This window comes from Huijunlia imazamoxiresistens, assembly GCF_037132455.1.
GTDB classification, from domain to species: Bacteria; Bacteroidota; Bacteroidia; order Chitinophagales; family Chitinophagaceae; genus Flavisolibacter; species Flavisolibacter imazamoxiresistens.
The window spans coordinates 43,911-66,156 of sequence record NZ_JBBBEI010000001.1; the positions used below are offsets into that span (position 1 = coordinate 43,911).

General features: G+C 59.0%; 11 protein-coding genes. 9 read left to right on the forward strand and 2 right to left on the reverse strand.

From position 1 onward, the window contains the following. Positions 1–212: 212 nt before the first annotated feature. From V9K67_RS00155 to V9K67_RS00195, 9 genes are all read left to right on the forward strand, one after another. A complete protein-coding gene (locus V9K67_RS00155) occupies positions 213–1,472 on the forward strand; it encodes a glycoside hydrolase family 88 protein (protein ID WP_336719187.1) in 1,260 nt (419 codons plus the stop codon). Between the two features lie 58 nt (positions 1,473–1,530). Beyond that, positions 1,531–3,090 (forward strand): DUF4955 domain-containing protein, encoded by a 1,560-nt coding sequence (locus tag V9K67_RS00160; protein ID WP_336719189.1) that lies wholly within the window; start codon positions 1,531–1,533, stop codon positions 3,088–3,090. Positions 3,091–3,199: 109 nt separating this feature from the next. Continuing rightward, a complete protein-coding gene (locus tag V9K67_RS00165; protein ID WP_336719191.1) occupies positions 3,200–4,777 on the forward strand; it encodes a sulfatase family protein in 1,578 nt (525 codons plus the stop codon). Between the two features lie 203 nt (positions 4,778–4,980). Further along, on the forward strand, positions 4,981–9,204 hold the full coding sequence (locus V9K67_RS00170; protein ID WP_336719194.1) for a polysaccharide lyase family 8 super-sandwich domain-containing protein: 4,224 nt from the start codon (positions 4,981–4,983) through the stop codon (positions 9,202–9,204). A 146-nt stretch (positions 9,205–9,350) separates the two neighbouring features. Next, positions 9,351–9,566 carry a hypothetical protein gene (locus V9K67_RS00175; protein ID WP_336719196.1) on the forward strand — a complete coding sequence of 72 codons (216 nt, stop codon included), beginning with the start codon at positions 9,351–9,353 and terminating at the stop codon, positions 9,564–9,566. A 512-nt stretch (positions 9,567–10,078) separates the two neighbouring features. Next, positions 10,079–13,231: a SusC/RagA family TonB-linked outer membrane protein gene (locus V9K67_RS00180; protein WP_336719198.1), complete on the forward strand. Its 3,153-nt coding sequence runs from the start codon at positions 10,079–10,081 to the stop codon at positions 13,229–13,231. Positions 13,232–13,249: 18 nt separating this feature from the next. Further along, on the forward strand, positions 13,250–14,698 hold the full coding sequence (locus tag V9K67_RS00185) for a RagB/SusD family nutrient uptake outer membrane protein (protein WP_336719200.1): 1,449 nt from the start codon (positions 13,250–13,252) through the stop codon (positions 14,696–14,698). A gap of 138 nt (positions 14,699–14,836) precedes the next feature. Beyond that, the gene (locus V9K67_RS00190) at positions 14,837–15,787 is read left to right on the forward strand and encodes a family 43 glycosylhydrolase (protein ID WP_336719202.1); all 951 of its coding nucleotides are present in this window, start codon (positions 14,837–14,839) and stop codon (positions 15,785–15,787) included. A 297-nt stretch (positions 15,788–16,084) separates the two neighbouring features. Next, positions 16,085–17,560, forward strand: coding sequence for a sulfatase family protein (locus V9K67_RS00195; protein WP_336719204.1), 1,476 nt, complete (start codon positions 16,085–16,087; stop codon positions 17,558–17,560). A gap of 322 nt (positions 17,561–17,882) precedes the next feature. Here the strand turns inward: V9K67_RS00195 and ppsA are convergent, their stop codons facing one another. Next, positions 17,883–20,342 carry a phosphoenolpyruvate synthase gene (gene ppsA, locus V9K67_RS00200; RefSeq protein ID WP_336719207.1) on the reverse strand — a complete coding sequence of 820 codons (2,460 nt, stop codon included), beginning with the start codon at positions 20,340–20,342 and terminating at the stop codon, positions 17,883–17,885. A gap of 274 nt (positions 20,343–20,616) precedes the next feature. Next, on the reverse strand, positions 20,617–21,885 hold the full coding sequence (locus tag V9K67_RS00205; protein ID WP_336719210.1) for an MFS transporter: 1,269 nt from the start codon (positions 21,883–21,885) through the stop codon (positions 20,617–20,619). Positions 21,886–22,246: the final 361 nt, after the last annotated feature.

The following is a 22,246-nucleotide window of genomic DNA, read 5'->3' on the forward strand; positions in this document are numbered from 1 at the left end:
AGCAAGCAGCCCCTGGTTTCCACCAGGGGTTTTTTGGGGGAGGGCCATGCCCTGCATCCGCTATCCATTCTAACGGCAGGCTGCCGCCTATTCCTGAAAAAGAAATTGCCCCTAAATGCAGAAGAATGTTCCCCCCGGAGCCCGCTAAATCACTGCAGTTTTGCCGGAGCACTTACCCCAAATCCTTATTTATTCCCCTCCAAAAAAACAATATGCGACGTTCCCTCCGTTTGTTGTCCGGCCTGCTGCTGCCGGCCCTGTTCTATGTTTCCACGGCCTTTACCGGTAAAGCGGAAGAAAAGAAAGAAGACAAGAAATTCATCGGGGAGGTGTTCCGGGTGGCCGAAAAACAGTATGCTGCCGTATTGGAGCAGTCAAAAGACCTGGCCCGCTATCCCCGCACCACTACCCCCGAAGGCGTGCTGAAGCACGTGCCCATATCCGACTGGACGGGCGGCTTCTGGCCCGGCAACCTGTGGTACCTGTACCAGTACACCGGCAACAAAAGCTGGGAGGGGGAAGCGGTGAAATGGACCGAAAGCCTGGAGGCCAATAAATTCAATACCAGCCACCACGACCTGGGCTTTATGATGTACTGCAGCTACGGCAACGCCTACCGGCTGCTGCAAAAGCCTGCCTATAAGGACGTGCTGGTGCAGTCGGCCCGATCGCTCCTCAGCCGCTTCAACCCCCGCGTGGGCTGCATCGAGTCCTGGAACTCCCGCCTGTCGTGGGACGGCCGGTCGATGTGGCACTTCCCGGTGATCATCGACAACATGATGAACCTGGAGCTGCTGTTCTTTGCCTCGAAGGTGACCGGCGACCCGCGGTACCGCCAGGCGGCCGTCACCCATGCCGAAACCACCCTCAAAAACCACTTCCGCCCCGACTACAGCTCGTACCACGTGGTGAACTACGATACCCTCACCGGCCAGGTGCTGCACCGGCAAACCTGCCAGGGTTATTCCGACAACTCCACCTGGGCGCGCGGCCAGGCCTGGGCCATCTACGGCTATACCATGACCTACCGCGAGACCGGCGACAAAAAGTTCCTGGAGGCGGCCCGCAAAATGGCGGACTTTTACATCCACCACCCGAACCTGCCCGCCGACAAGGTGCCCTACTGGGATTTCAACGTGGACCAGCCGGGCTATACTCCCGACTGGGCGTACGCCGCCCGCAAGCGGGCCTATACGCCCCGCGATGCCTCGGCGGCGGCCATCGTCAGCTCGGCCCTGTTTGAGCTGAGCGGATACCTGGGCCGCAAGGGAAAGGCATACTACGATTTTGCCGTGGCCAGCCTGCGGTCGTTAAGCTCGCCGGCCTACCTGGCCGCTCCCGGCACCAACGCGGGCTTTTTGCTGAAACATTCGGTGGGCTCCTTCCCCCACAACCAGGAGATCGACGTGCCCCTGGTGTATGCCGACTATTATTTCCTGGAAGCCCTCCTGCGGTACCGCAACGCCCGGTAGGCGGCGGCTGTTCCGGCACGGATCCTTCCACATTATTTCCGTTAACTTTCTTTGTCGTATGAAACTATTTACCAGGCTTCTGGCCCCCTTCCTGGCGCTGGGCGCGGGTACCGCCCCTGTTTGGGGCCAGCAGGCACCGGCCTCCCGGCTGTTCGCAGACTATCAGCAAGACAAGACCCGGTCGGTGCTGCCCGATTTTTCCTATGCCGGCTACCACTACGGCGAAAAGGCCCTGCCCCGGGTGAAGGGCTACCCGGTGTTCGACGTAACGGATTTCGGGGCCCTGCCCGACGATTCGCTATCCGACCGCGAGGCGATACAGGCGGCCATCCGGGCGGCGAATGAGCGGGGCTCGGGGATCGTGTTTTTCCCCAAAGGGCGCTTCCTGGTCAACGAGGACAGCGCCGCCACCGGCGGTATTCTGTCCAAAGGCGGCAACATCGTTTTCCGCGGCAGCGGTTCGGGGCCCGGCGGCACGGAGCTGTTCATGCGCCATGCCCTGCTGCCGGCCCATCCCAAAAATATGTGGACGGGACCGCCGATGTTCACCTTTACCGCCAATGGCAGCGACCAGCGGATCGGGGAGGTGACCCGGCCGGCGGCCGTGGGCGCCTTTGAGATCGCCCTGGGCGCCACGGAAAAATTGCAGGAGGGCGATTGGGTGGCCCTGAAGCTGCTCGACAACGCGCCTGCGCTGCTGCAGGAAGAACTCGCTCCCCACCGGGCCGACACCTCCTGGTCGTACCTGGTGAAAAAAGGCGTGGATGTGTGTATGTACTACCAGGTGGTGCAGGTGGGTAAGGGAAGGATCCGGCTGCACGCCCCCCTGGCGTATCCCGTCGATCCGCGCTACCGGTGGAGCGTGTACAAATTCGCCCAGGCCGGTGAAGTGGGCATCGAGGATATCGCCTTCGTGGGCAACTGGAAAGAATCGTTTGTGCATCACCGTTCCTGGAAGGACGACAGCGGGTTTAACCTGCTCAGCCTGTCGCGCTGCACCCATTCGTGGATGCGCAACTGCCGGTTCACCGATTGCACCAATGCCGCCGTGGTGGGCCAGAGCGCCAACGTTACCGTGCTGGACTGCCGCATCACCGGCAATGCGGGCCACCAGGCCATTATGTCCAATCATTCCACGAACGTGCTGCTGGCCCGCTTAACTGACGAGGCTTCGCAATGGCATTCCTTCGGCGCCTCGCATGGCGCCGTCAACACGGTGCTGTGGCGCTGCACCTATCCGGCCACCACCTGTTTCGAATCCCATGCCAGCCAGCCCCGCAATACGCTGCTGGACAACGTTACCGGCGGCCTGATGCGGAACAGGGGAGGGGGCGCCATCGAGAACATGCCCAACCACATGAAGGGCCTGGTTTTCTGGAATTATACCCAGACCAACGCCCCGGTAAAAGATTTCCAGTTCTGGCCCGCGGAGGATGTCTGGTGGAAGATTCCCCAGCCCGTGATCGCCGGCTTCCGGGGCAACGGCACCAGTTTCCGCCGGGAGCAGCTGGGGGCCCTGGAAGGCCTGGACAGCCTGGTGGCGCCCCTGTCGCTCTACGAGGCGCAGCTGGAGCTGCGCCTGAAGCAGCGTTTCTCCTGGCTGGCCCAAAAGCCATAACGTCGTCCTGGGCCAGGGATACCCCTCCAAAGGGAGCCGCAAGGTTACGCTGCACGGCCCGGCGCAGGTCAGGAGCCATAGTATCCACAGATTTTTAGAATTGTTTGTTATGATGAATAAGCTATTGTTCTCTTTAATTTTTTGCGGCGCTTGTTTTGTTGCTGGCGCCCAGCAAAAGCCTAATGTTATTGTTATTCTTGCCGACGACCTGGGATATGGCGATGTCAGCAGTTATGGGGCGACAAAACTGCATACCCCCAATATTGACCGGCTGGCGCAAAGCGGCCTCCGGTTTACCAATGCCCATACCACTTCCGCCACCTGTACACCTTCCCGCTATGCGTTGCTGACGGGTCAATATCCTTGGCGGAAAGCGGGCACGGATATTCTGCCCGGCGATGCCGCCCTGATCATTCCCACCAATATCACTACGCTGCCGAAGCTGTTTCAGCGAGCCGGCTATGCCACCGCTATCGTCGGCAAGTGGCACCTGGGCCTCGGGAATTCGGTCACGAAAAACTGGAATGAAGAAATTAAGCCCGGACCCAACGAGGTAGGCTTCGATTACTCCTTTATTTTCCCGGCGACGGCCGACAGGGTGCCCACCGTGTTTTTACAGGACCGCCATGTGGTGGCGCTGGATACGGCCGATCCGATCCAAGTGGATTATCAACAGCCCGTGGGCAGCGATCCTACCGGGAAAGAACAGCCGGAATTGCTGAAAATGAAATCCTCGCCCAACCACGGCCATAACAACACCATTGTCAATGGCATTGGCCGCATCGGCTATATGAAGGGCGGCCACACCGCCCGGTGGACGGATGAAGAGATGCCGTTTACCTTCCTCTCGAAGGCCAAAACGTTTCTGGAAGCTCATAAAAGCAAGCCGTTCTTCTTGTATTACGCCCTGACCGAGCCGCATGTACCCCGTATGCCCGGCACCATGTTTAAAGGCAAATCGGGCCTGGGTTTCCGGGGCGATGCCATTTTACAGCTGGACTGGGCAGTGGGTGAGCTCCTGAAAGAGGTAGAAGCGTTGGGATTGGCAAAAAATACGCTGATTATCTTCAGCAGTGACAATGGCCCGGTGCTGGATGACGGGTATGTGGACGGGGCCGTAACCCAATTGAACGGCCACCGGCCGGCGGGTCCGTTGCGGGGCGGCAAGTACAGCGCCTTTGAGGCGGGTACCCGGGTTCCGTTTCTGATCAGCTGGCCGCAGGCGATCCGGCCGGGCGTTTCTTCGGCCCTGGTGTCCCAGGTGGACCTGCTGACCTCCTTTTCCCGGCTCCTGAATCAATCCCTTCCTGCCGGCGAAGCCCCGGACAGCGAAGACCTGCTGGGTGTTTTCCTCGGGAAAACACAAAAGGGCCGTACCCTGTTGATCGAACATGCGGGGGATGCGAAGAACGGTTCGGATACGGCAACAGCCCTAAATACCGCTTTCCCGCCACTGACAAAGAGCGCATGCATTTTAAGCCTGGTCAGGGGCGACTGGAAATATATTTATCCCTCTGACCGGCCGGCGTCCAACCAGTTGACCGGTACGGAAACCGGTTCCGCTCCCGTTCCGCAACTGTACAACCTGAAGCAGGATATCGGGGAGAAAGAGAATGTGGCTGCTCAATATCCCGAGATCGTTCAGGAAATGGAAGCATTGTTAAAGAAGGAAGTAGCGGGGAAATAGCCCGGAAACCCTATATAGCTGCAGTCAGCCCGTTCCACAAGCTGCGCTACATGGGGTTGCCGGCTACTACTGCTGCCTTGTTCCTTCAATTCTTTTAATCCCTTCCGGCCTTCGCGGAATACAGAATTCTCCCTTTTTGAATAGGAAATTCACCCTGCTCATCCGGTTGCCGGGGGGACATTAGCAGCATTAAAACGATTGCAATGGCCATTTTAAAAAAAGTCACCAGGGCCTGCTTCCTGACCGGCATGACCCTTCTTTCCCACTCCTCTTTCAGCCAGACCTTCCCCTTCGACACGATTATGAACCGCATCAATGCGGACGTGCACGCGGCCGGCGGGTCGGTTTCCGGCCTGGACAGCCGGGTAGCCTCCGCCCAGGCTACCCTGATCCAAAACGACAGTGCCTGGGCAGATGTCAATTACACCACCGGCGATGGCAACCACCTGGTACGCCTGCTGGATTGTGCCCGGGCCTACACCCGCAGCTCCAGCACTTATTACGGCGATACCGCCCTGTACAACCGGGTGGTGAAGGCACTCTGGTACTGGTACCGGAAAAATCCCGTACATCCCAACTGGTACTTTAACGAGATCGCCTACCCGCAGGACCTGGGCCGCATCCTCATCGCCCTCCGGTATGGCAAACCGGGGCTGCCCGCAGGCATCGAAAGCCTGCTGGTGGAGCGGATGGCGAAAGGAAATCCCTATGCCCAAACCGGGGCCAACAAAACCGATATCGCCCTGCATTTCCTGTTTCGTTCCTGCCTGCTTCAACGCCCGGCCTTACTGGATTCCGCCGCCCAGCAGTCCTTTGAACCGGTGAAACAGGTCAGCTCCGGCGAAGGACTGCAATACGATAACTCCTACTTCCAGCACGGCAACCAGCTGATGATCTCCAGCTACGGGGGTGTTTTCCTGAACAATGCCTATACCGCTGCCGGCTACCTGAAAGGAACGCCTTACGAGCTGTCCGCCGCCAATCTGGAGCTGCTGTCCCGCTTTGCCCAATGGACGCATAACAACGCCATCCGGGGCCGCTATTTCGATTTCAGTTGCACGGGCCGGGCCATCAGCCGCCTGAACGGCCTGCAGCCCGGCAATTACAGCGTGAAGCAGCGCTTTGCCGACCCCGCCAACACGGCGGCCTGGGATGCCAGCAACGCCCGCCTGACGCTGAAGCAGCCCGCTTCCTACCAGGTGGCGCCCCTGCACCTGCACTACTGGCGCGGCGACTACGACCTGCACCAGCGGCCCGGTTACCTGTTTACCGTGCGCACCAATTCCACCCGCACCTACCGGACCGAAAGAGGCAACAATGAAAACATCCTGGGCAAGTTCCTGCCCGATGGCGGCACGGCTATCCTGCGCACCGGTAACGAATACTTCAATATTTTCCCTGTTTGGGAATGGGACAAGGTACCCGGCGTCACCGCCCGTGATTTTGCTGCCGACCAGCCCATCACCGTGGACTGGGGCGAGCCCGGCACCACCGGCTTTGTGGGGGGCGTGGGCGACAGCCTGTACGGTGCCAGCGTTTACGACCAGAATTACAACGGGGTAAAGGCAAAAAAATCCTGGTTCTACTTCGATAACGAAGTGGTGTGCCTGGGCGCCGGCATCAGCAGCACCCAGCCGGAAACCGTCACCACCAGCCTGAACCAGAGCTGGCTGAGCGGCAATGTCTATACCTCCCAGGGAGGCACCGTAACGGCCCGGGACGCCAACACGGTCAGCAGCCTGGCGGCTCCCCAGTGGGTGTGGCACGACAGCACCGGCTATTTCTTTCCCTCCGGCGGCAATATCGTGCTGTCCAACCGGGAACAAAGCGGCAGCTGGTACCAGATCAACCAGAGCCAGCCGGCCAATACCGTTACCGGGAAGGTCTTTAAACTATGGTTCGACCAGGGCGTGCAGCCGGTAAATGGCAAATACGCCTATATCGTGGCCCCCGGCCTGGCCAATGTGGCCGCCATGCAGCAGTACCCCGTCCACCACCTGAAGATCGTCGCGAATTCGGATTCGGTCCAGGCGGTACGGCACCTGCAGCTGAACCAGATGCAGGTGGTCTTTCATAAGGCGGGGACGCTGACCGACGATTCGGTAACGGTTTCGGTGGATAAGCCCTGCATCCTGCTGCTGCGGCAGCTGGACGCCAACCAGGTGGTCGCTTATGTGGCCGACCCGGCGCAAACGCAAACTGCCGTGACCCTTTCGCTGGAGACGCCGGCCACCCGGGGCAAAAAATACATCGTGGTATCCCTGCCCCAGTCGCCTTATTCCGGTTCCGCCGCCAAAGTGATTTTTGACCGGAACAGCCCCGGTAAGATCATCCCCGTTCTGCCTCCCAGCGCCCCGGTAGTGGCCGACGCCTATGTACGGGACGGCGCGTCGGCGGCCACCAACTTCGGCACGGTCACCAGCCTGCCGGTGAAGGCGGATGCCGCGGGCTTCAGCCGGGAGGCGTATTTCAAGTTCGATTTTCGCGAAGCCCGCGGAAAAGTGGATACCGCCCTTCTGCGCTTGTACTGCAACGGGGGCAATACCACGGCAGGCACCACCCAGTGGAACCTGTACCGGGTGCAGGACAACAGCTGGACCGAAACGGGGCTCAACTGGAACAACCGGCCCCTGGCCGGAAGCCTGGCGGCCAGCCGCCAGGGCCAGTCGACGGCCGGGTACGTGGAATGGAATATTTCCTCGCTGATGGACAGCATCCCCTCCGACAGCCTGCTGTCCTTCCGCCTGGTATCGACCCTCCTGGGTTCCACCACCGATGCCAATTTCGCCTCCCGGGAAACTGCCGATGTCAGCCGGCGCCCGGTGGTGCTGCTGAAGTACAACAAGCCGCCCACCGTTACCCTTTCCGCCCCTGCCAATAACGAGGTCGTGGAAGCCGGATCGACGCTGACCCTCCGGGCAGATGCCGCCGATGAGGACGGCGGGGTGAGCCGGGTGGAGTTTTACCAGGATACGGTCCTGATAGGAGCGGACCTGTCGGCCCCCTTCAGCCTGGGCTGGCAGGGCGCGGCCCCCGGCCAATACGAGCTGTACGCAAAAGCCTATGACCATAAAAATAGCTGGGCGGTCTCCAGCCTGGTCACTGTCACGGTGAACGCGGCGCCTACCGTGCGCCTCCTGGCCCCGGCCAGCAGCGATACGGTATTGGAGCACAGCAATCTTTCCCTCGTGGCCGAGGCCTCCGATGCTACCGGAACCATTGCCCGGGTTGACTTTTACCGCAACGGGATCAAGGCCGGCGAAGCGCCAAACGCTCCGTACCAGTTCGCCTGGAAGGATGTCGCTCCCGGAACTTATTTGCTGAAAGCCGTGGCGGTGGACCAATACGGAAAAGCAGGCACCTCGGAAGAAGTGACCCTGCTGGTGCGCGATACCACGGCTCCCCGTTTTACCTTTCCCGGCAATAGCCTGCCCGATATCCACCTGGGCGCCTGTACGGCAACCGCCGCCTGGGCCGTCCCCGGGGCTACGGATAATTGCCCGGGCGTTACGGTGCAGCAGACGGGCGGGCCCGAACCGGGGGCTACCTTTGCGCCGGGCAGCACCACCGTCATCCGCTACACCGCCACCGATGCTTCCGGTAACCGGCAAACCTGTTCGTTTACCATATCCCGTGATGCCGAAGTGATGCTGACCACCTCCAATTCCAATCCCCAGCTGTACTTCGGTTATACCGAAGACCAGACCGCGGTGCTTACCGCTGCCGGCAGTGGCGGGAAGGCGCCCTACACGGTCAGCATCGGCATGAACCGCGCCCTGATCTCCGATTATAAAAACGAAGCCGGCGACGAGAACTGGACCAGCACGGCAGGCCTGTTTCAGGCGGGCGCAACGGTTCAGTCTTCGATGACCCAGGCCGCGGCCGGAAGCCCGCTTTCCGTGCAGGCAACCCTGCTGGCCCCCGCGGAGATCACTGCCACCGTTACCGATGCCAACGGCTGCACAGCCAGCGCTACCACGGCCATCAAGGCGGAAGATGTGCGTTGTTTTGCCGGCAGCCAGGTGAAAGTGGCGCTGTGCCATGTTACCGGGAATGAAAAGAAACCTTTTGTTGCCCTCTGTGTGGATTCCGCCGCCGTTAATGACCACCTCCGGCACGGCGATAACCTGGGCAACTGTGCACCTGCTTCCGTAAAAGGAGCCCTGGACGGAGAGCCGGCGGCCGGTGAAGCCTTCACCCTCCAGGCGTATCCCAACCCTTCCAGGGGGGCGTTCACCCTCCGGCTGCAGGCGCAACCTGCCGCCCCGGTGCGGGTAACCGTTTATGACCGCAACGGTAGGCGGGTGCTGCAGCAGCAGGTTGCCGCCCAAACCATCCGCCTGGGCGAAACGCTTCCGGCAGGACTGTACCTGGTGGAGGCCGTACAGAATAACCTGCGGAAGACCGTGGTGGTTGTCAAACAGTAAAACTAAAAAAGGGTCCGCTGACCCGGTGGTGGTTTCCCGCTGCCCGGCGCCGGGAAAAGAGGGCCTATTGCCTTCTTTCCCGGCTTGCCCGGAAGCTCCGTAGCATCAACGACTTTATTGATCACGTATAAATCGAAAAGATAAAAATGAAACGTTCTGGTATCCTGATGGCGATGGTGTTTGCCGGCCTGGGCCTAAAGGCTCAAAATCCTGTTATCAAAAAGTTGCGGGGCGGCAAGTACTGCGCCTTTGAGGCGGGTACCCGGGTGCCGTTTCTTTTCAGCTGGCCGCAGGCGATCCGGCCGGGCGTTTCTTCGGCCCTGCTGTCCCAGGCGGACCTGCTGACCTCCTTTTCTTGTTAAAGAAGGAAGTAGCGGGGAAATAACACGGAAACCCTATTTCGCTGCAGCCAGCCCATTTTCCGGGCTGGCTTTTTTAGGTGGCATTTAACCGGACTCATACGTTTTTCTCCCCAAATGGATACGTTTCTCCCCCGGCCGGTTCCGCGACTTTCGACATCTTTACCCTGCGATTACGGGGAATAACCCCTGCGGCCTGCCATATGCTCCTCAAAAAAAGGAAAACGGCGACAGCTTCCTCCCTGCCGGGGAACCTGCTGCCGGCTTCCACCCTGCGCCTGTTCCAGCTATGCAGCCTCCCGTCTGCGGTTCTACACGTTTATCGTTGCCCATAACCACAAGAAACGAACCTCCTGTTTGTTCCGCTCAGGTTTTTCACCCCTATGCGTATCCGGATGCTCCTGTTCCTGAAGGGGCAAGGGGCTATGTTGCTGAAGAGCCGGGACGGGCCCGTCCGAATCAGGGCTCCCCCATCTGGACGCGTCCGGATTTCTTAAAAATGTAAAGCAATACATATGAAAAAAAAGCTGCCTCTTTTCTTGTTATCGTTAGGTTTTATCCTGCAGGTCTCGGCCCAGGAGCATACTGTCAACGGCACCATTAAAGACGAAAACAATCACCCCCTGCAGGGGGTGACCATCTCGGTCAAGGGTACCGCTCAGGTGACCACCACCAGTGAAGCCGGGACCTTCGCGGTGAAAGCCCCGGCTGGGGCCACCCTCGTGATCACCTATGTCGGCTACCAGAAACAGGAAGTGAAAACCTCCGGCGACCAGTTGCAGGTAGCCTTGGCCCCTGCCGGGGGAAAGCTGGACGATGTGGTGGTGGTGGGTTACGGCCAGCAGAGCCGCAAAGCCCTGACCACCTCCATCGCCAAAGTATCGGGTAAGGACATCGGCATCCAGCCGGTAAGCACTCCCGGCGATGCGCTGGCCGGCCTGGCGCCCGGCGTGCAGGTACAGTCGGGCCGCGGCGGCTCCCCCGGGGCGCCTCCCGTGATCCGCGTACGGGGCGTGGGCTCTATCGGCGGCAGCAACGACGTGCTGTACGTGGTGGACGGCTACCCGCTGCAAAACGCCAGCAACTTCAACCAGATCAATCCGGCCGACATCGAATCCATGGAAATCCTCAAGGATGCCGCCTCCGCCGCCATCTATGGGTCGCGGGCGGCCAACGGGGTGGTCATCGTTACCACCAAAAGAGGAAAAGCCGGTAAGGTAAGGTTTGATGTCAACGCCTACCGCGGTCAGCAGACTGTGGCCAAAAGATATGAGATGATGGACAAGGAACAGTACACTGCCTTTGCCAAAAAAGTGGCTGCCATCCGCAAAGTGCCTTATCCCCAGCTCCTCGACAATCCCTCCGCCCTGCCCGATACCGACTGGCAGGACCTCATTTTCCGCGCCGCCCAGGTGGAGGACTATCAGCTGACGGCCACCGGCGGCAGCCCGAATACGCGCTACCTGCTGTCCGGTGGGTATTTCAACCAGGAAGGCACCCTGAAGGGTACAGGCTACAAACGCTATACTCTGCGGTTCAACCTGGATGCCGACCTGAGCCAAAAGCTGAAGGTAGGCGTCTCCATGGCGCCTTCCTTTAGCCAGCAGTTACGGGTGCCCGCCACCGGCCAGTGGAACAATACTACCGACGGCGATATCGGCCGCAGCCTGCCCAACGTGCTGCAGGGCGCCTACCTGATGCCCCCGGTGATCGCCCCGCATACGGCCAACGGCGATTATGGCCAGCCCAATGCCGAAACCGCCACCGCCCAGTACGGCTTTTTCCAGACCAACCTGTTCAACCCGCTGGCCACTATCGAAAGGGTGAAAAACCGGGTGCGGAACTATTCCTTCCTGGGCAACTCCTTCCTGGAATGGTCGCCGGTGAAAGACCTGAAGCTGAAAACCTCCCTGGGCGCCACCTTCGACTATGCCAGCCAGTATGGCTACATTCCCCCGGACGTGGCCACCAACGATGCCGGCGCCGCCAATATCAGCACCCCGGTGATCAGCAACGTCTGGTCCGTGGAAAAAGGCAAAACCGAGATCGACTGGCTGTGGGAAAATACGGCCCACTACAAGCTGAGCCTGGGAGCGGAAAACCAGCATAACCTGACCTTCCTGGGGTTTGCCTCGGCCCAGCGCTATTCGGCCCGCTCCGTGTCCACCAACGGCAAGATCGGTACCTATAGCAACCAGACGGTGCAGAACCCCTCGGCTTCCACCGACCTGCAGGGGGGCCTTGGCTACGACGAAAACGCCTTCGTGTCCCTTGGTGGTAGGGTGACTTATGACCTTTGGAAAAAATACCTGTTTACCGCCGCCCTCCGCCGCGACGGTTCTTCCAAGTTCGGCCCCGACAACCGCTTCAGCCTGTTTCCTTCCGTTTCCGCCGCCTGGAGGGTCATCGACGAGGCCTTCCTGAAGGATGCGAAAAGCGTGCTGAGTGACCTGAAACTGCGCCTGAGCTATGGCGAGACCGGCAATGCCAACATCGGCAGCTTTACCTGGGCCAACAGCATCCGGTCGAGCAACTACGTGTTCGGCAGCGCTCGTAATACCGGCGCCCAGCAGTCGGGCCTGGCCAACCATGACCTGACCTGGGAAAAGAACCGGCAGTACAATCTGGGCCTGGACCTCGGCCTGCTGCACAACCGCGTGGTGCTGGGCGCTGACTACTACCTGCGCCAGACCGGCGGCATGCTGCTGGACCGCGACCTGCCGGGCATCTATGGCTACGCCCTTACGTCCCGCACCAACATGGGCAGCCTCGAAAACCGGGGCCTGGAGCTGAGCCTGAACACCAACCTCCCCCTGGGAAAGATCAACTGGAATGCCGACTATAACTTCAGCACCAATGCCAATAAGGTCACCAGCCTAGGCGGACCGGCCGCCCTGCCTTCGCAATCGGGTGTTTTCGGCTGGGGCAATATGTACCAAGTGGTGGTAGGCCAGCCCCTGGGCAATATCAACGGCTTTATCGTGGAAGGCGTCTTTAAAAATGCCGCCGACCTGGCTAAATATCCCCAGTGGAACGGCAACGGCAACCTGGTGGGCGACTGGCGCATCAGGGATGTCAGTGGCGACGGCAGGATCACCGAGGCTGACCGCACCCTTTTGGGAAATGCCCTGCCCCGCTACACCTACAGCTCCACCCAGCGCTTTTCGTATAAAAACCTCGACCTGACCGTGATGCTGCAGGGCGTGGCCGACGTGTCCATCCTCAACGGTAACTACCGCCAGCTGTACTACGGCGTCGTGGGCCTGGGCGGTAACGTGAACATGCCGGTGGATGTCATCGATAATTTCTTTGACCCCGCTAATGCCGACAAGGACGTGAAATTCCACCGCGTGGCCGGCAATACCGGAGTAACCATGAACAACCAGGCGACCAATTATTCCGTCCTGGACGCCTCCTTCCTGCGCGTCCGCAACTTGACGCTGGGTTACCGGTTGGCGCCCGCGCTCACCTCGCGCCTGAAGTTGCAAAACGCACGGGTGTACCTGACCGGGCAAAACCTGTTCACCTTCACGAAGTACCCGGGTGTGAATCCCGAGGCCAGCGTGGCCGGCAACGGCAGCGGCGACTCGCCCTTCCTGCCGGGGATCGACCACGGTTCGTACCCCGCCATCCGGACGGTTACACTGGGCGTAAATATTGGTTTCTAAACATTTAAAAAAAAAGTTATGCTGTTCCCGAAAAATAAAATGATGATAGCCGCCCTGGTGCTGCTGGCATCCTGTAAAAAAAGCTTTGTCGAATTGACCTCCCCGACGGCCCTGCCCCCGGAGAATTTCTATAAAACGGAAGCGGACATGAAGTCGGCCCTCACCGGTGTGTACGGTTCCCTGCGCACCATTTACAACAGTTATTACCTGCTCAACGAAATGCCGTCCGACAATACGCAGTCCTATTCGGAAAGCGAGGCGGGCATCGGCATCTGGGATAAAATGACCTGGAATGCGGCCACGGCCGATATCTCCGGCATCTGGAACAACCATTACAATACCATTGCCCAGTGCAACCTGGTACTGGAAAAGATCGGGGGCGTTTCCTTCGGCAATGCCGCCACCAGGGCGCAATACATAGCCGAAGCGAAATTCGTGCGGGCCCTGATGTATTTCAACCTGGTGCGTTATTTCGGCGGGGTGCCCCTGGTTACCAAGGTGATCACCAACGATGCCGATGCCTTCGCGTACAACCGGGCAGCCGTAACCGAAGTTTTTGCCCAGGTGGAAAAGGACCTCAAGGAGGCGGAAGCCGCCCTGCCGGTGGCGTATGCCGCTGCCGGCGACCGGGGCCGGGTCACCTCCGGTGCGGTAAAAGCCTTTCTGGGAAAAGTGTACCTGCAGCAGAAAAACTATGCCGCGGCGGAAGCGAAGCTGAAAGAGGTAACGGCCCTGTCTCCGGCCACCTACGAGCTGCTGCCTTCTTATGCCGACGTGTTCAGCACGGCCAACGAATACAACAAGGAGCTCCTCTTTTCGGTGCAATACAGCCGGGCTGCCGTGGGCCTGGGCGAAGGCAGTTCGTTTGCCCTTTGGTTTGCGCCCCAGCCTTCCGGCAACAGCATCGTCTCCGGCGGCAGCACGTACAGCTATAACATCGGCTCGCTCGACCTGTACCGCAGCTTCGAAAGCGGCGACAGCCGCAAAAGCCTGGTCGGCGTATTTACCAACGGCCTTTCGGATTCCACAAAGTTTTATTACTATACCAAAAAGTTCCTGGACACTCCCCCTTCGGTTACTGACGGGGAAAACAACTGGATCGTGATCCGCTACAGCGATGTGCTGCTGATGCTGGCGGAAGTGCTGAACGAGCAGGGCAAAACCTCCGAGGCGCTGGGCCTGGTGCAAAAGGTGCGGACCCGTGCCGGCCTGACCACCGATACGGGGCTGGACCAGCAGGCCACCCGCGCCCTGGTGAAAAAGGAACGCCGCACCGAGCTGTGCTTCGAAGGACATCGCTGGCCCGACCTGGTGCGCTGGAACGATTACGTGGCGGTGATGACGGATTTCAAGACCCGGTACAATGTGCCCAGCCTGGCCATTACTGCCGACAAGAAACTGTATCCCATTCCGCAACGGGAAAGGAGTCTCCATAGTAAATGGGAACAAAACCAAGGCTACCAATAGGTATCCGCCTGCAGGGCGCCGGGTAGGAGGCCTGTTGCCTTCTTTCCCGGCCTGCCCGGCGGGCACCAGTACGACTATTCCCGGAAGCGTCGTCGCATTAACGACTTTATTAATCACGTATAAATCCAAAAGATAAGTATGAAACGTTCCGGCATCCTGCTGGCGATAGTGTTTGCCAGCCTGGGCCTAAAGGCGCAAAATCCAGTAATCAAAACCATTTACACAGCCGATCCGTCGGCACGGGTGTTTCACGATACGCTCTATATCTATCCCAGCCATGACAGGGACAGCGCCCGGTGGTGGGATATGGAAGACTGGCATGTGTTCAGTACCACCGACATGAAAAATTTCGTGGACCACGGAAAGGCGTTTTCGCTGAACGATATTCCCTGGGCTAAAAAATACGCATGGGCGCCTGATTGCATCGGGCAAAACGGCAAGTATTATTTTTATTACCCCACCGACCAGGATCACATTGGCGTGGCGGTAGCGGATCGTCCTTTCGGCCCCTTCCGTGATCCATTGGGAAAGCCCCTGTTGTCCCGGACGTCCAAAGGGGTGACCGCCAACCGGGATTTTATTGATCCGAATGTGTTCCTGGATGAGGACGGGCAGGCGTACCTCTTTGCCGGGCAATTGGCCGTTAACGCCGTAAAGCTGAATAAGGATATGATTTCCTACCGGGGCAAGGTAAAGATCATTAAAGGGGCGGATCATTTTTTTGAAGCGGTATGGGTGCATAAATACAACGGGAAATATTATATGTCGTACTCGGGAAAAATGGATAACGGTCCCGACCGTATTTTATATGCCATGGCGGATCATGTGCTGGGGCCATATACCTTCAAGGGCGAGATCCTGGGACCGGTAAACAGCGGCACCAACCATCATTCCATCGTGGAATACAAAGGAAAATGGTACCTGTTTTACCATACGTCGGATTTGGCCCTGCAAAAGATTCCGCCCTCCTCGGAAGACCGGAAGTATGTGCAGTGGCGCCGGTCGGTTTGCGTGGAAGAGCTGCATTATAACCCCGATGGGACCATTCAACCGGTGCTGCCGGCCGCAGCAAAGGCGCAGGTGCCTTAGGGGCCGCCCACCCGGAAAGGGATACGTTTTTCCCCCTAAATAGCATCATTTGCCTGCCCCCTGCTGCCGGTGAAATGGCCAGATTTGTACCGGATAAAATGCTTAGGGCAAACGAATCCCAACCTTATTGAAAAAGCGAACCATAGCGCAGCAATGGCGAAAACGCATGCTGATGGACCGCATTTTATGGTGACGGAGGAAGGGTTTCCACCCTTTCTTTTTTATTTCCGGCCGTACCGGACAAGAGCGCAAGGGGAGGCAGGACAGGAAGAATCACGATTAAAACAACAGCGACATATGAAACCATTTTTACCTCAGGCTTTGCGCCGCTTCTGCGGGCTCTTCCTGCTGGCCGGCTCCTTAACGGCCGCCGGGCAGGGATCGGCCGGCAAACATCCCAATATCGTCCTGATCCTTACCGACCAGTGGCGGGCCCAGGCCCTGGGCTTCCTGGGCCAGGAAAAGGTGCAGACCCCCCATATCGATTCCTTTGTACGGGGAGGGCTGGCCCTGACCCAGATGGTGAGCAACTACCCCGTCTGCTCGCCGGCACGGGCCATGCTAATGACCGGCAATTACCCCGTAAAAACGAAAGTGTATGCCAACGTCAACTCCCATTCCGCACCTTTCGGCGTGGAACTGCAGCAGAACATGGTTTGCTGGTCGGATGTCCTGAAGAAAAAGGGCTACAGCAACGGTTATATCGGCAAGTGGCACCTCGATGCGCCCCATAAGCCTTATGTCGCCTGCGCCAACAACACCGAAAAGCTGGCCTGGAATGAATGGACCCCGGCCGAAAAACGCCACGGCTTCGACTACTGGTATGCTTACGGCACCTACGATTACCACAACCGGCCGATGTACTGGGATACCAGGGCGCCGCGGGACAGTTTTCATTTCGTGGACCAGTGGGGACCGGAACACGAAGCCGACAAAGCCCTGGAGTTCCTGGCGAACCGCCACAACGAGCGGAAAGCGGGCGCCCCCTTCTCCCTGGTGGTTTCCATCAATCCCCCGCATTCGCCCTACCATATGGTGCCGGAAAAGTATGTGGCCCTGTATCAGAACATCCCGGTCGATTCCCTGCTGGATCATCCCAATATCCCCCCTGCCGGCACGCCCGCGGGCGAGGAGTACCGCAAAAACATCAAATACTATTATGCCTGCATCAGCGGCGTGGACGAGCAGATCGGGCGGATCATCCGGGGCCTGAAGGAGCATGGGCAGCTGGACAACACCATCGTGCTGATCACCGCGGACCACGGCAACTGCCTGGGTAAGCACGACGAATTGTCCAAAAACAATATTTACGAGGAATCGCTGCGCATCCCCCTGATCGTTTACTGGAAGGGAAAGATACAGGCGGGCATCGATCAGACCTTCCTGGGCAACATCCCCGATATTTATCCCACCCTGCTGGAGCTGGCCGGCCATAAAAAAGACATTCCCCGCGATATCGAAGGGAAAAGCTATGCCCGGTACTTCCTGGACCGGAGCGGCCCGGTGCCCGCCGAACAATTTATCATGGGCGCTATCCTCAGCAGCGATCCAAAGGTCAACTCGGGTTTCCGGGGCATTCGCAATACGCACTACAAGCTGGCCTACCGGAAGAATGGAAAGAAGATGGAACGCTATCTCTTTGACCTGCGGAACGATCCCTTTGAGCTGAACAACCTGTACCGCAAGGACCACGAACAGGTAAAAGCCCTGCGGCCAAAGCTGGAGGAATGGCTGCAACGGACGAAGGACGGCTTTGTCCTGAACGAGGAGTAATAGGGGCCAAGAGCCCTTCTTTCCCTTAGGAACTTTGTCCTATAACGACCTGTTGATCAAAGGAGGGCTGTCATCCCGAACGCAGTGAGGGATCCCGTCGATGCCTGAAAAGTTTTTCTCTGGTAAAGGAAACCACTCCTTCGATCAGAAACAGCTTTTCTTTATCGGCGGGATCCCTCACTGCGTTCGGGATGACAGCCCTCCTTTGATCGACAGGTCGTTATAGGGCAGTCCAGCAGAAACTTTTATTCTCTGATGCTTTTCGAAATTTGGGTATGGAATAGGTTCCTTGCTCTATTGGAGCGGCGCCAATAAATCCGTCCTATATGGACCGGGGCGTGTGGGCCGCATGGATCTTGCCCAACAGCTCCTGCTCCACCTGGTGGATGGCCCTGATGGTCTTGACCAGGGAATCCGGGGTGACGGAGATGCTGTCGATATTCTGCTCCACGAGGAATTGTGCGAATTCCGGGTAGTCCGACGGCGCCTGGCCGCATATGCCCACTTTCACATTGGCTTCCCGCGCCGCCCGGATCAGCATCCGGATCAGGCCCTTCACGGCAGGATTGCGCTCGTCGTATATATGGGCCACCAGCGACGAGTCGCGGTCCAGCCCCAGCGTCAGCTGGGTCAGGTCATTGGAGCCGATGGAAAAGCCGTCGATATGTTGCGCAAACGCCTCCGCCAGGATGATATTGGAGGGAAGTTCCGCCATCAGGTACAGCTCCAGCCCGTGCTTCCCCCTTTCCAGGCCGTATTCCTTCATCACCTGCTGCACCTGCAGCAATTCCTCCACCGTCCGGCAGAAGGGGATCATCACGACGATATTGGTCAGGCCCATTTCCTCCCTTGCCTGGCGGATCGCCCGGCATTCGAGCCCGAATGCTTCCTTATATCCCGGGGCATAGTACCGGGAAGCCCCCCGCCACCCGATCATCGGGTTTTCCTCCACCGGCTCAAAATGGTGGCCGCCCAGTAAATTGGCGTATTCGTTGCTCTTGAAATCCGAGAACCGCACAATCACCTTTTTCGGGTAAAAAGCCGCGGCGATTTTGGCGACGCCATACGCCAGCTTGCGGATAAAAAAATCTTCCTCGCTGTCAAAGCCCCTCATGAGCGAACGGATCCGGGAAGAAAGTTCCACGTCCTCCAGGGAAGCATGGCGGAGCAGCGCCAGGGGGTGCACCTGGATATAGTTATTGATGATAAATTCTTCGCGGGCCAATCCCACCCCCTGGTTCGGCAGCTGCGCATACTGAAACGCCCTGTCCGGCGTACCTACATTGAACAGCAAGGGGGTTTGTATAGCCGGCAGGGCGTCCAGGTCAATTTCCAGTTGGGTATAGTCGATGGCGCCGCTGTAAATGAACCCGACGTCCCCTTCGGCACAGGAGGCGGTGATGAGCTGGCCCTGCGCCAGCAGGTCGGTCGCATTGCCGCAGCCCACGATGGCGGGCACCCCCATTTCGCGGGCCACGATGGCGGCATGGCAGGTTCGTCCTCCTTTATTGGTGATGATGGCCGAGGCTTTTTTCATGAGGGGTTCCCAATCCGGGTCGGTCATGTCGGTCACCAGTACATCGCCCTCCCGGAAGGAATGTCCTTCCGCCACGCGGGTATCCAGCGAATAGATGATATTTACCTTCCCGCTGGCGATCTTATCGCCAACGGCGATGCCCTTCGCCACCAGTTTGCGGTCTTTTTCCGCTTCGTTGATATGGTATTCCACCACTTTCCGGTCCTGCTTTTGCGAATGGACCGTTTCGGGCCTGGCCTGGACGATAAAGAGCTGGCCGGACTTGCCGTCGAGGGCCCACTCCACGTCCATGGGGCACCACTGGCCTTTTTTGTCCGTATAATAATTTTCTATTTCCACTACCCAGCGGGCCAATTGAAGGATCGTTTCATCGGGGATGCAGAACCTGCCCTGCAGGTGCTTTTCGGTCGGAATGGTCCGCACCCGTTCATCCGGGTCATCCCCATAGATCATCATCACGTCTTTGTTTCCCAGTTTCTTTTCGATGATGGGAGAATAGGCTGCGGTCAGGGTGGGCTTGAACACGATAAATTCATCGGGGGATACCGCTCCCTGCACGATGATCTCCCCCAGTCCATAGGAGGCATTGATCACCACCACGTCCTTGAACCCGCTTTCGGTATCCAGGGAAAAGGCCACGCCCGAAACGGCCAGGTCCGACCGCACCATTTTTTGCACGCAGACCGACAGGCCGAGCTGGGAAGGATCGAACCCCAGGCTTTGCCGGTAGGAGAGCGCCCGGTCCGTAAACAGCGAGGCGAAACAGTTCCGTACGGCATCGATGAGCGCTCCCGGGCCCCTTACATTGAGGTAGGTTTCCTGCTGGCCGGCAAAGGAAGCATCCGGGAGGTCTTCCGCGGTGGCGGAGGAGCGGACCGCCACATCCGTATCCGGTATGCCGTAGTATTCCGACAGCTTCAGGTATTCGCCGATGATCTGTTCCGCCAGTTCCCTGGGAAACCGCGTATTGCGGACCAGTTGGCGGATCTTCTTTCCGCCTTTCCGTAACGAATCGATCTGGTCAAAGTCGATCTCCCCTGTAATTTTATGGATGGCCGGCTCCAGGTCATTGGATGCCAGAAAGCGCTTGTAGGCGCTCACGGTAATGACAAATCCGCCCGGGATGTGGATGCCCAGGGGGGAGAGGTGCCGGATCATTTCTCCCAGGGAAGCGTTTTTGCCGCCCACCCACATCAGGTCCTCGAGGCCTACCTGGTTCAGGGGAACGATAAAGGGGTTGCTCATATGGTTTGTTTTTTAGTGCTGCGTGCTGTACGAGATCCAGGTACGGGAAGCGAGGTCCTTTCCGGGGCAGTGTTCACAGGGGGATCCATCCGCCAGGGACACGCCCGGTGGGTTCCGGAAGCCGGAAAAATCCAGTAAGGGTCAGAGGGGTGGAAAAGAGAAAGGGGACCAGCGGGCATCTGATCGCATGCCGCGATTTTACCGACAGGTACTGCTGAAGTAAAAATAAGAAAATCACGGCATTAAAGCAATAGGCCGGGGGGCGGACAGCTGCTTAGGGGTGCTGCCATGCCAGGGCGGTCTTTTCGCCGGCCTTCTCCCGCACCAGGCGCAGGGCAAAATAGCTTACGGCCCCCAGGCATGCCAGCGGCACCACGAAGGCCGTTCCCGGGCCGAACAGGCCGGCCACCCGGCCCATAACGGCAGGGAGCAACGCTGCGCCGCCCGCCGCCGACAGCACCAGGAAGGAAGCCGCTTTCGGGGTTTTCGTACCCAGCCCCGGCAGGCTGAGGGAGACAATGGTGGGATACATCAGGGAAAGGAAAAACTGCAGCGCCACCAGTGCGCCGATGCCGGCCATGCCGGTGTACAGCACGGCCGCCCCCAGCAGCGCCAGTCCGAAAAGGCTGTAGGAAAGCAGCAGGACCGGGGCCGGGAAGTAGCGCAGCAGGAGCGTGCCGGCGAACCGGCCCAGCATGAACACGAACAAGGCGGCCGACAGGAAGAGGGCGGCCACCTTTTCATGCATCCCGGCGGCAAAGGCCGTGTAGCGGATAAAAAAGCCGGCGGTGCCGGCCTGCACGCCGCTGTAACAGAACAGGGCCACCAGGCCGCGCACCAGGTTTCCTTCCTTCCACAGGCTGCGGGGGGCGGGGCCGCCAGGTTTGCTCTCCCACAGCTGCGGCACCAACGCCTGGCGGACCAACAGGGCGGCTGACAGGGCCACCACTGCCAGGGCCAGGTAGGGCTGTTGCATGACCTCCGGTTCCTGTAACCGGAGGGGCGCTGTTTCCGTAAGGGGCAGGCCCGGCTGCAGGCTGCCGGGTGCGGCGTTCCGCGCTACCAGGTAAGCGCCGGCGCTGTAGGGGGCAAGGGTGGCTGCCAGGCCGTGGAACGAATAGGCCAGGTTCAGCCGGAAGGTGGCCTTGCCGTTGGGGGGACCGCCCCACAGGCCGACCGGAGCCGCCGTTTCCAGGAAGGCCAGCCCGCCGGCAAAAACAAACAGCGCCGGCAGCAGCAGGCCTGCCTGCCCGCTGCCCGCCCCCAGCGATACCAGCAGCGCCCCCAGGGAAAACAGCAGCAATCCCAGGACGATCCCTTTTTTCAGGCCCCGCTGCTGGATAAAGGCGCCGGCAGCGTAAGCTGCCGGCAGGTAGGCCGCCAGGAATATTGGGTCCGGCCTGTCCGCCTGCCCGCCCGAAGGCAGACAGGCCTTCCGGAGCAGCGGCAGCAAATCGGTATGCAGGTGCACGGCAAAGCCACAAAGGAAAATCAAAGCGGTAAGGAAAATAACAGACGATCTGAAGTCACGGTCCCTGTTCATACAACAATATTTATTTTGGAGGTCACCAATAATACCGTAGGCGGTAAAGGTAGCAGGCAGCCCCGGGTGCGGGGGAGGAGATTTGCATCTGATTAGGGGTGGATTTATCCAGCGACAGCCAAACCCCGCCGCAGGAAGGGGGGCGTCAAATTTACCCCTGAATCGAGAGGATCCTCTCCCCCCGCTGCCCGGTTTTTTCGTCAATTTTAGGACGAAAATCAGGGCGGGGCAGCAACCCCGGACCATGTACATATTTAGAATAAGAGTAGATAAGTAAAGGTTAGGCCGCCTGTTTCTACAGGGGGCTTTCTTTTTATTAACCGGCCGACAAAATTCACCCGGAAAAGAGAAGATCCTGCCC

Bases quoted from the DNA above. Each gene is read 5' to 3' on its own strand.
- V9K67_RS00205 (WP_336719210.1), bottom strand. From the start codon at position 21,885: ATGAACAGGGACCGTGACTTCAGATCGTCTGTTATTTTCCTTACCGCT.
- V9K67_RS00155 (WP_336719187.1), top strand. From the start codon at position 213: ATGCGACGTTCCCTCCGTTTGTTGTCCGGCCTGCTGCTGCCGGCCCTG.
- V9K67_RS00180 (WP_336719198.1), top strand. From the start codon at position 10,079: ATGAAAAAAAAGCTGCCTCTTTTCTTGTTATCGTTAGGTTTTATCCTG.
- V9K67_RS00195 (WP_336719204.1), top strand. From the start codon at position 16,085: ATGAAACCATTTTTACCTCAGGCTTTGCGCCGCTTCTGCGGGCTCTTC.
- ppsA (WP_336719207.1), bottom strand. From the start codon at position 20,342: ATGAGCAACCCCTTTATCGTTCCCCTGAACCAGGTAGGCCTCGAGGAC.
- V9K67_RS00175 (WP_336719196.1), top strand. From the start codon at position 9,351: ATGAAACGTTCTGGTATCCTGATGGCGATGGTGTTTGCCGGCCTGGGC.
- V9K67_RS00165 (WP_336719191.1), top strand. From the start codon at position 3,200: ATGATGAATAAGCTATTGTTCTCTTTAATTTTTTGCGGCGCTTGTTTT.
- V9K67_RS00160 (WP_336719189.1), top strand. From the start codon at position 1,531: ATGAAACTATTTACCAGGCTTCTGGCCCCCTTCCTGGCGCTGGGCGCG.
- V9K67_RS00190 (WP_336719202.1), top strand. From the start codon at position 14,837: ATGAAACGTTCCGGCATCCTGCTGGCGATAGTGTTTGCCAGCCTGGGC.
- V9K67_RS00185 (WP_336719200.1), top strand. From the start codon at position 13,250: ATGCTGTTCCCGAAAAATAAAATGATGATAGCCGCCCTGGTGCTGCTG.
- V9K67_RS00170 (WP_336719194.1), top strand. From the start codon at position 4,981: ATGGCCATTTTAAAAAAAGTCACCAGGGCCTGCTTCCTGACCGGCATG.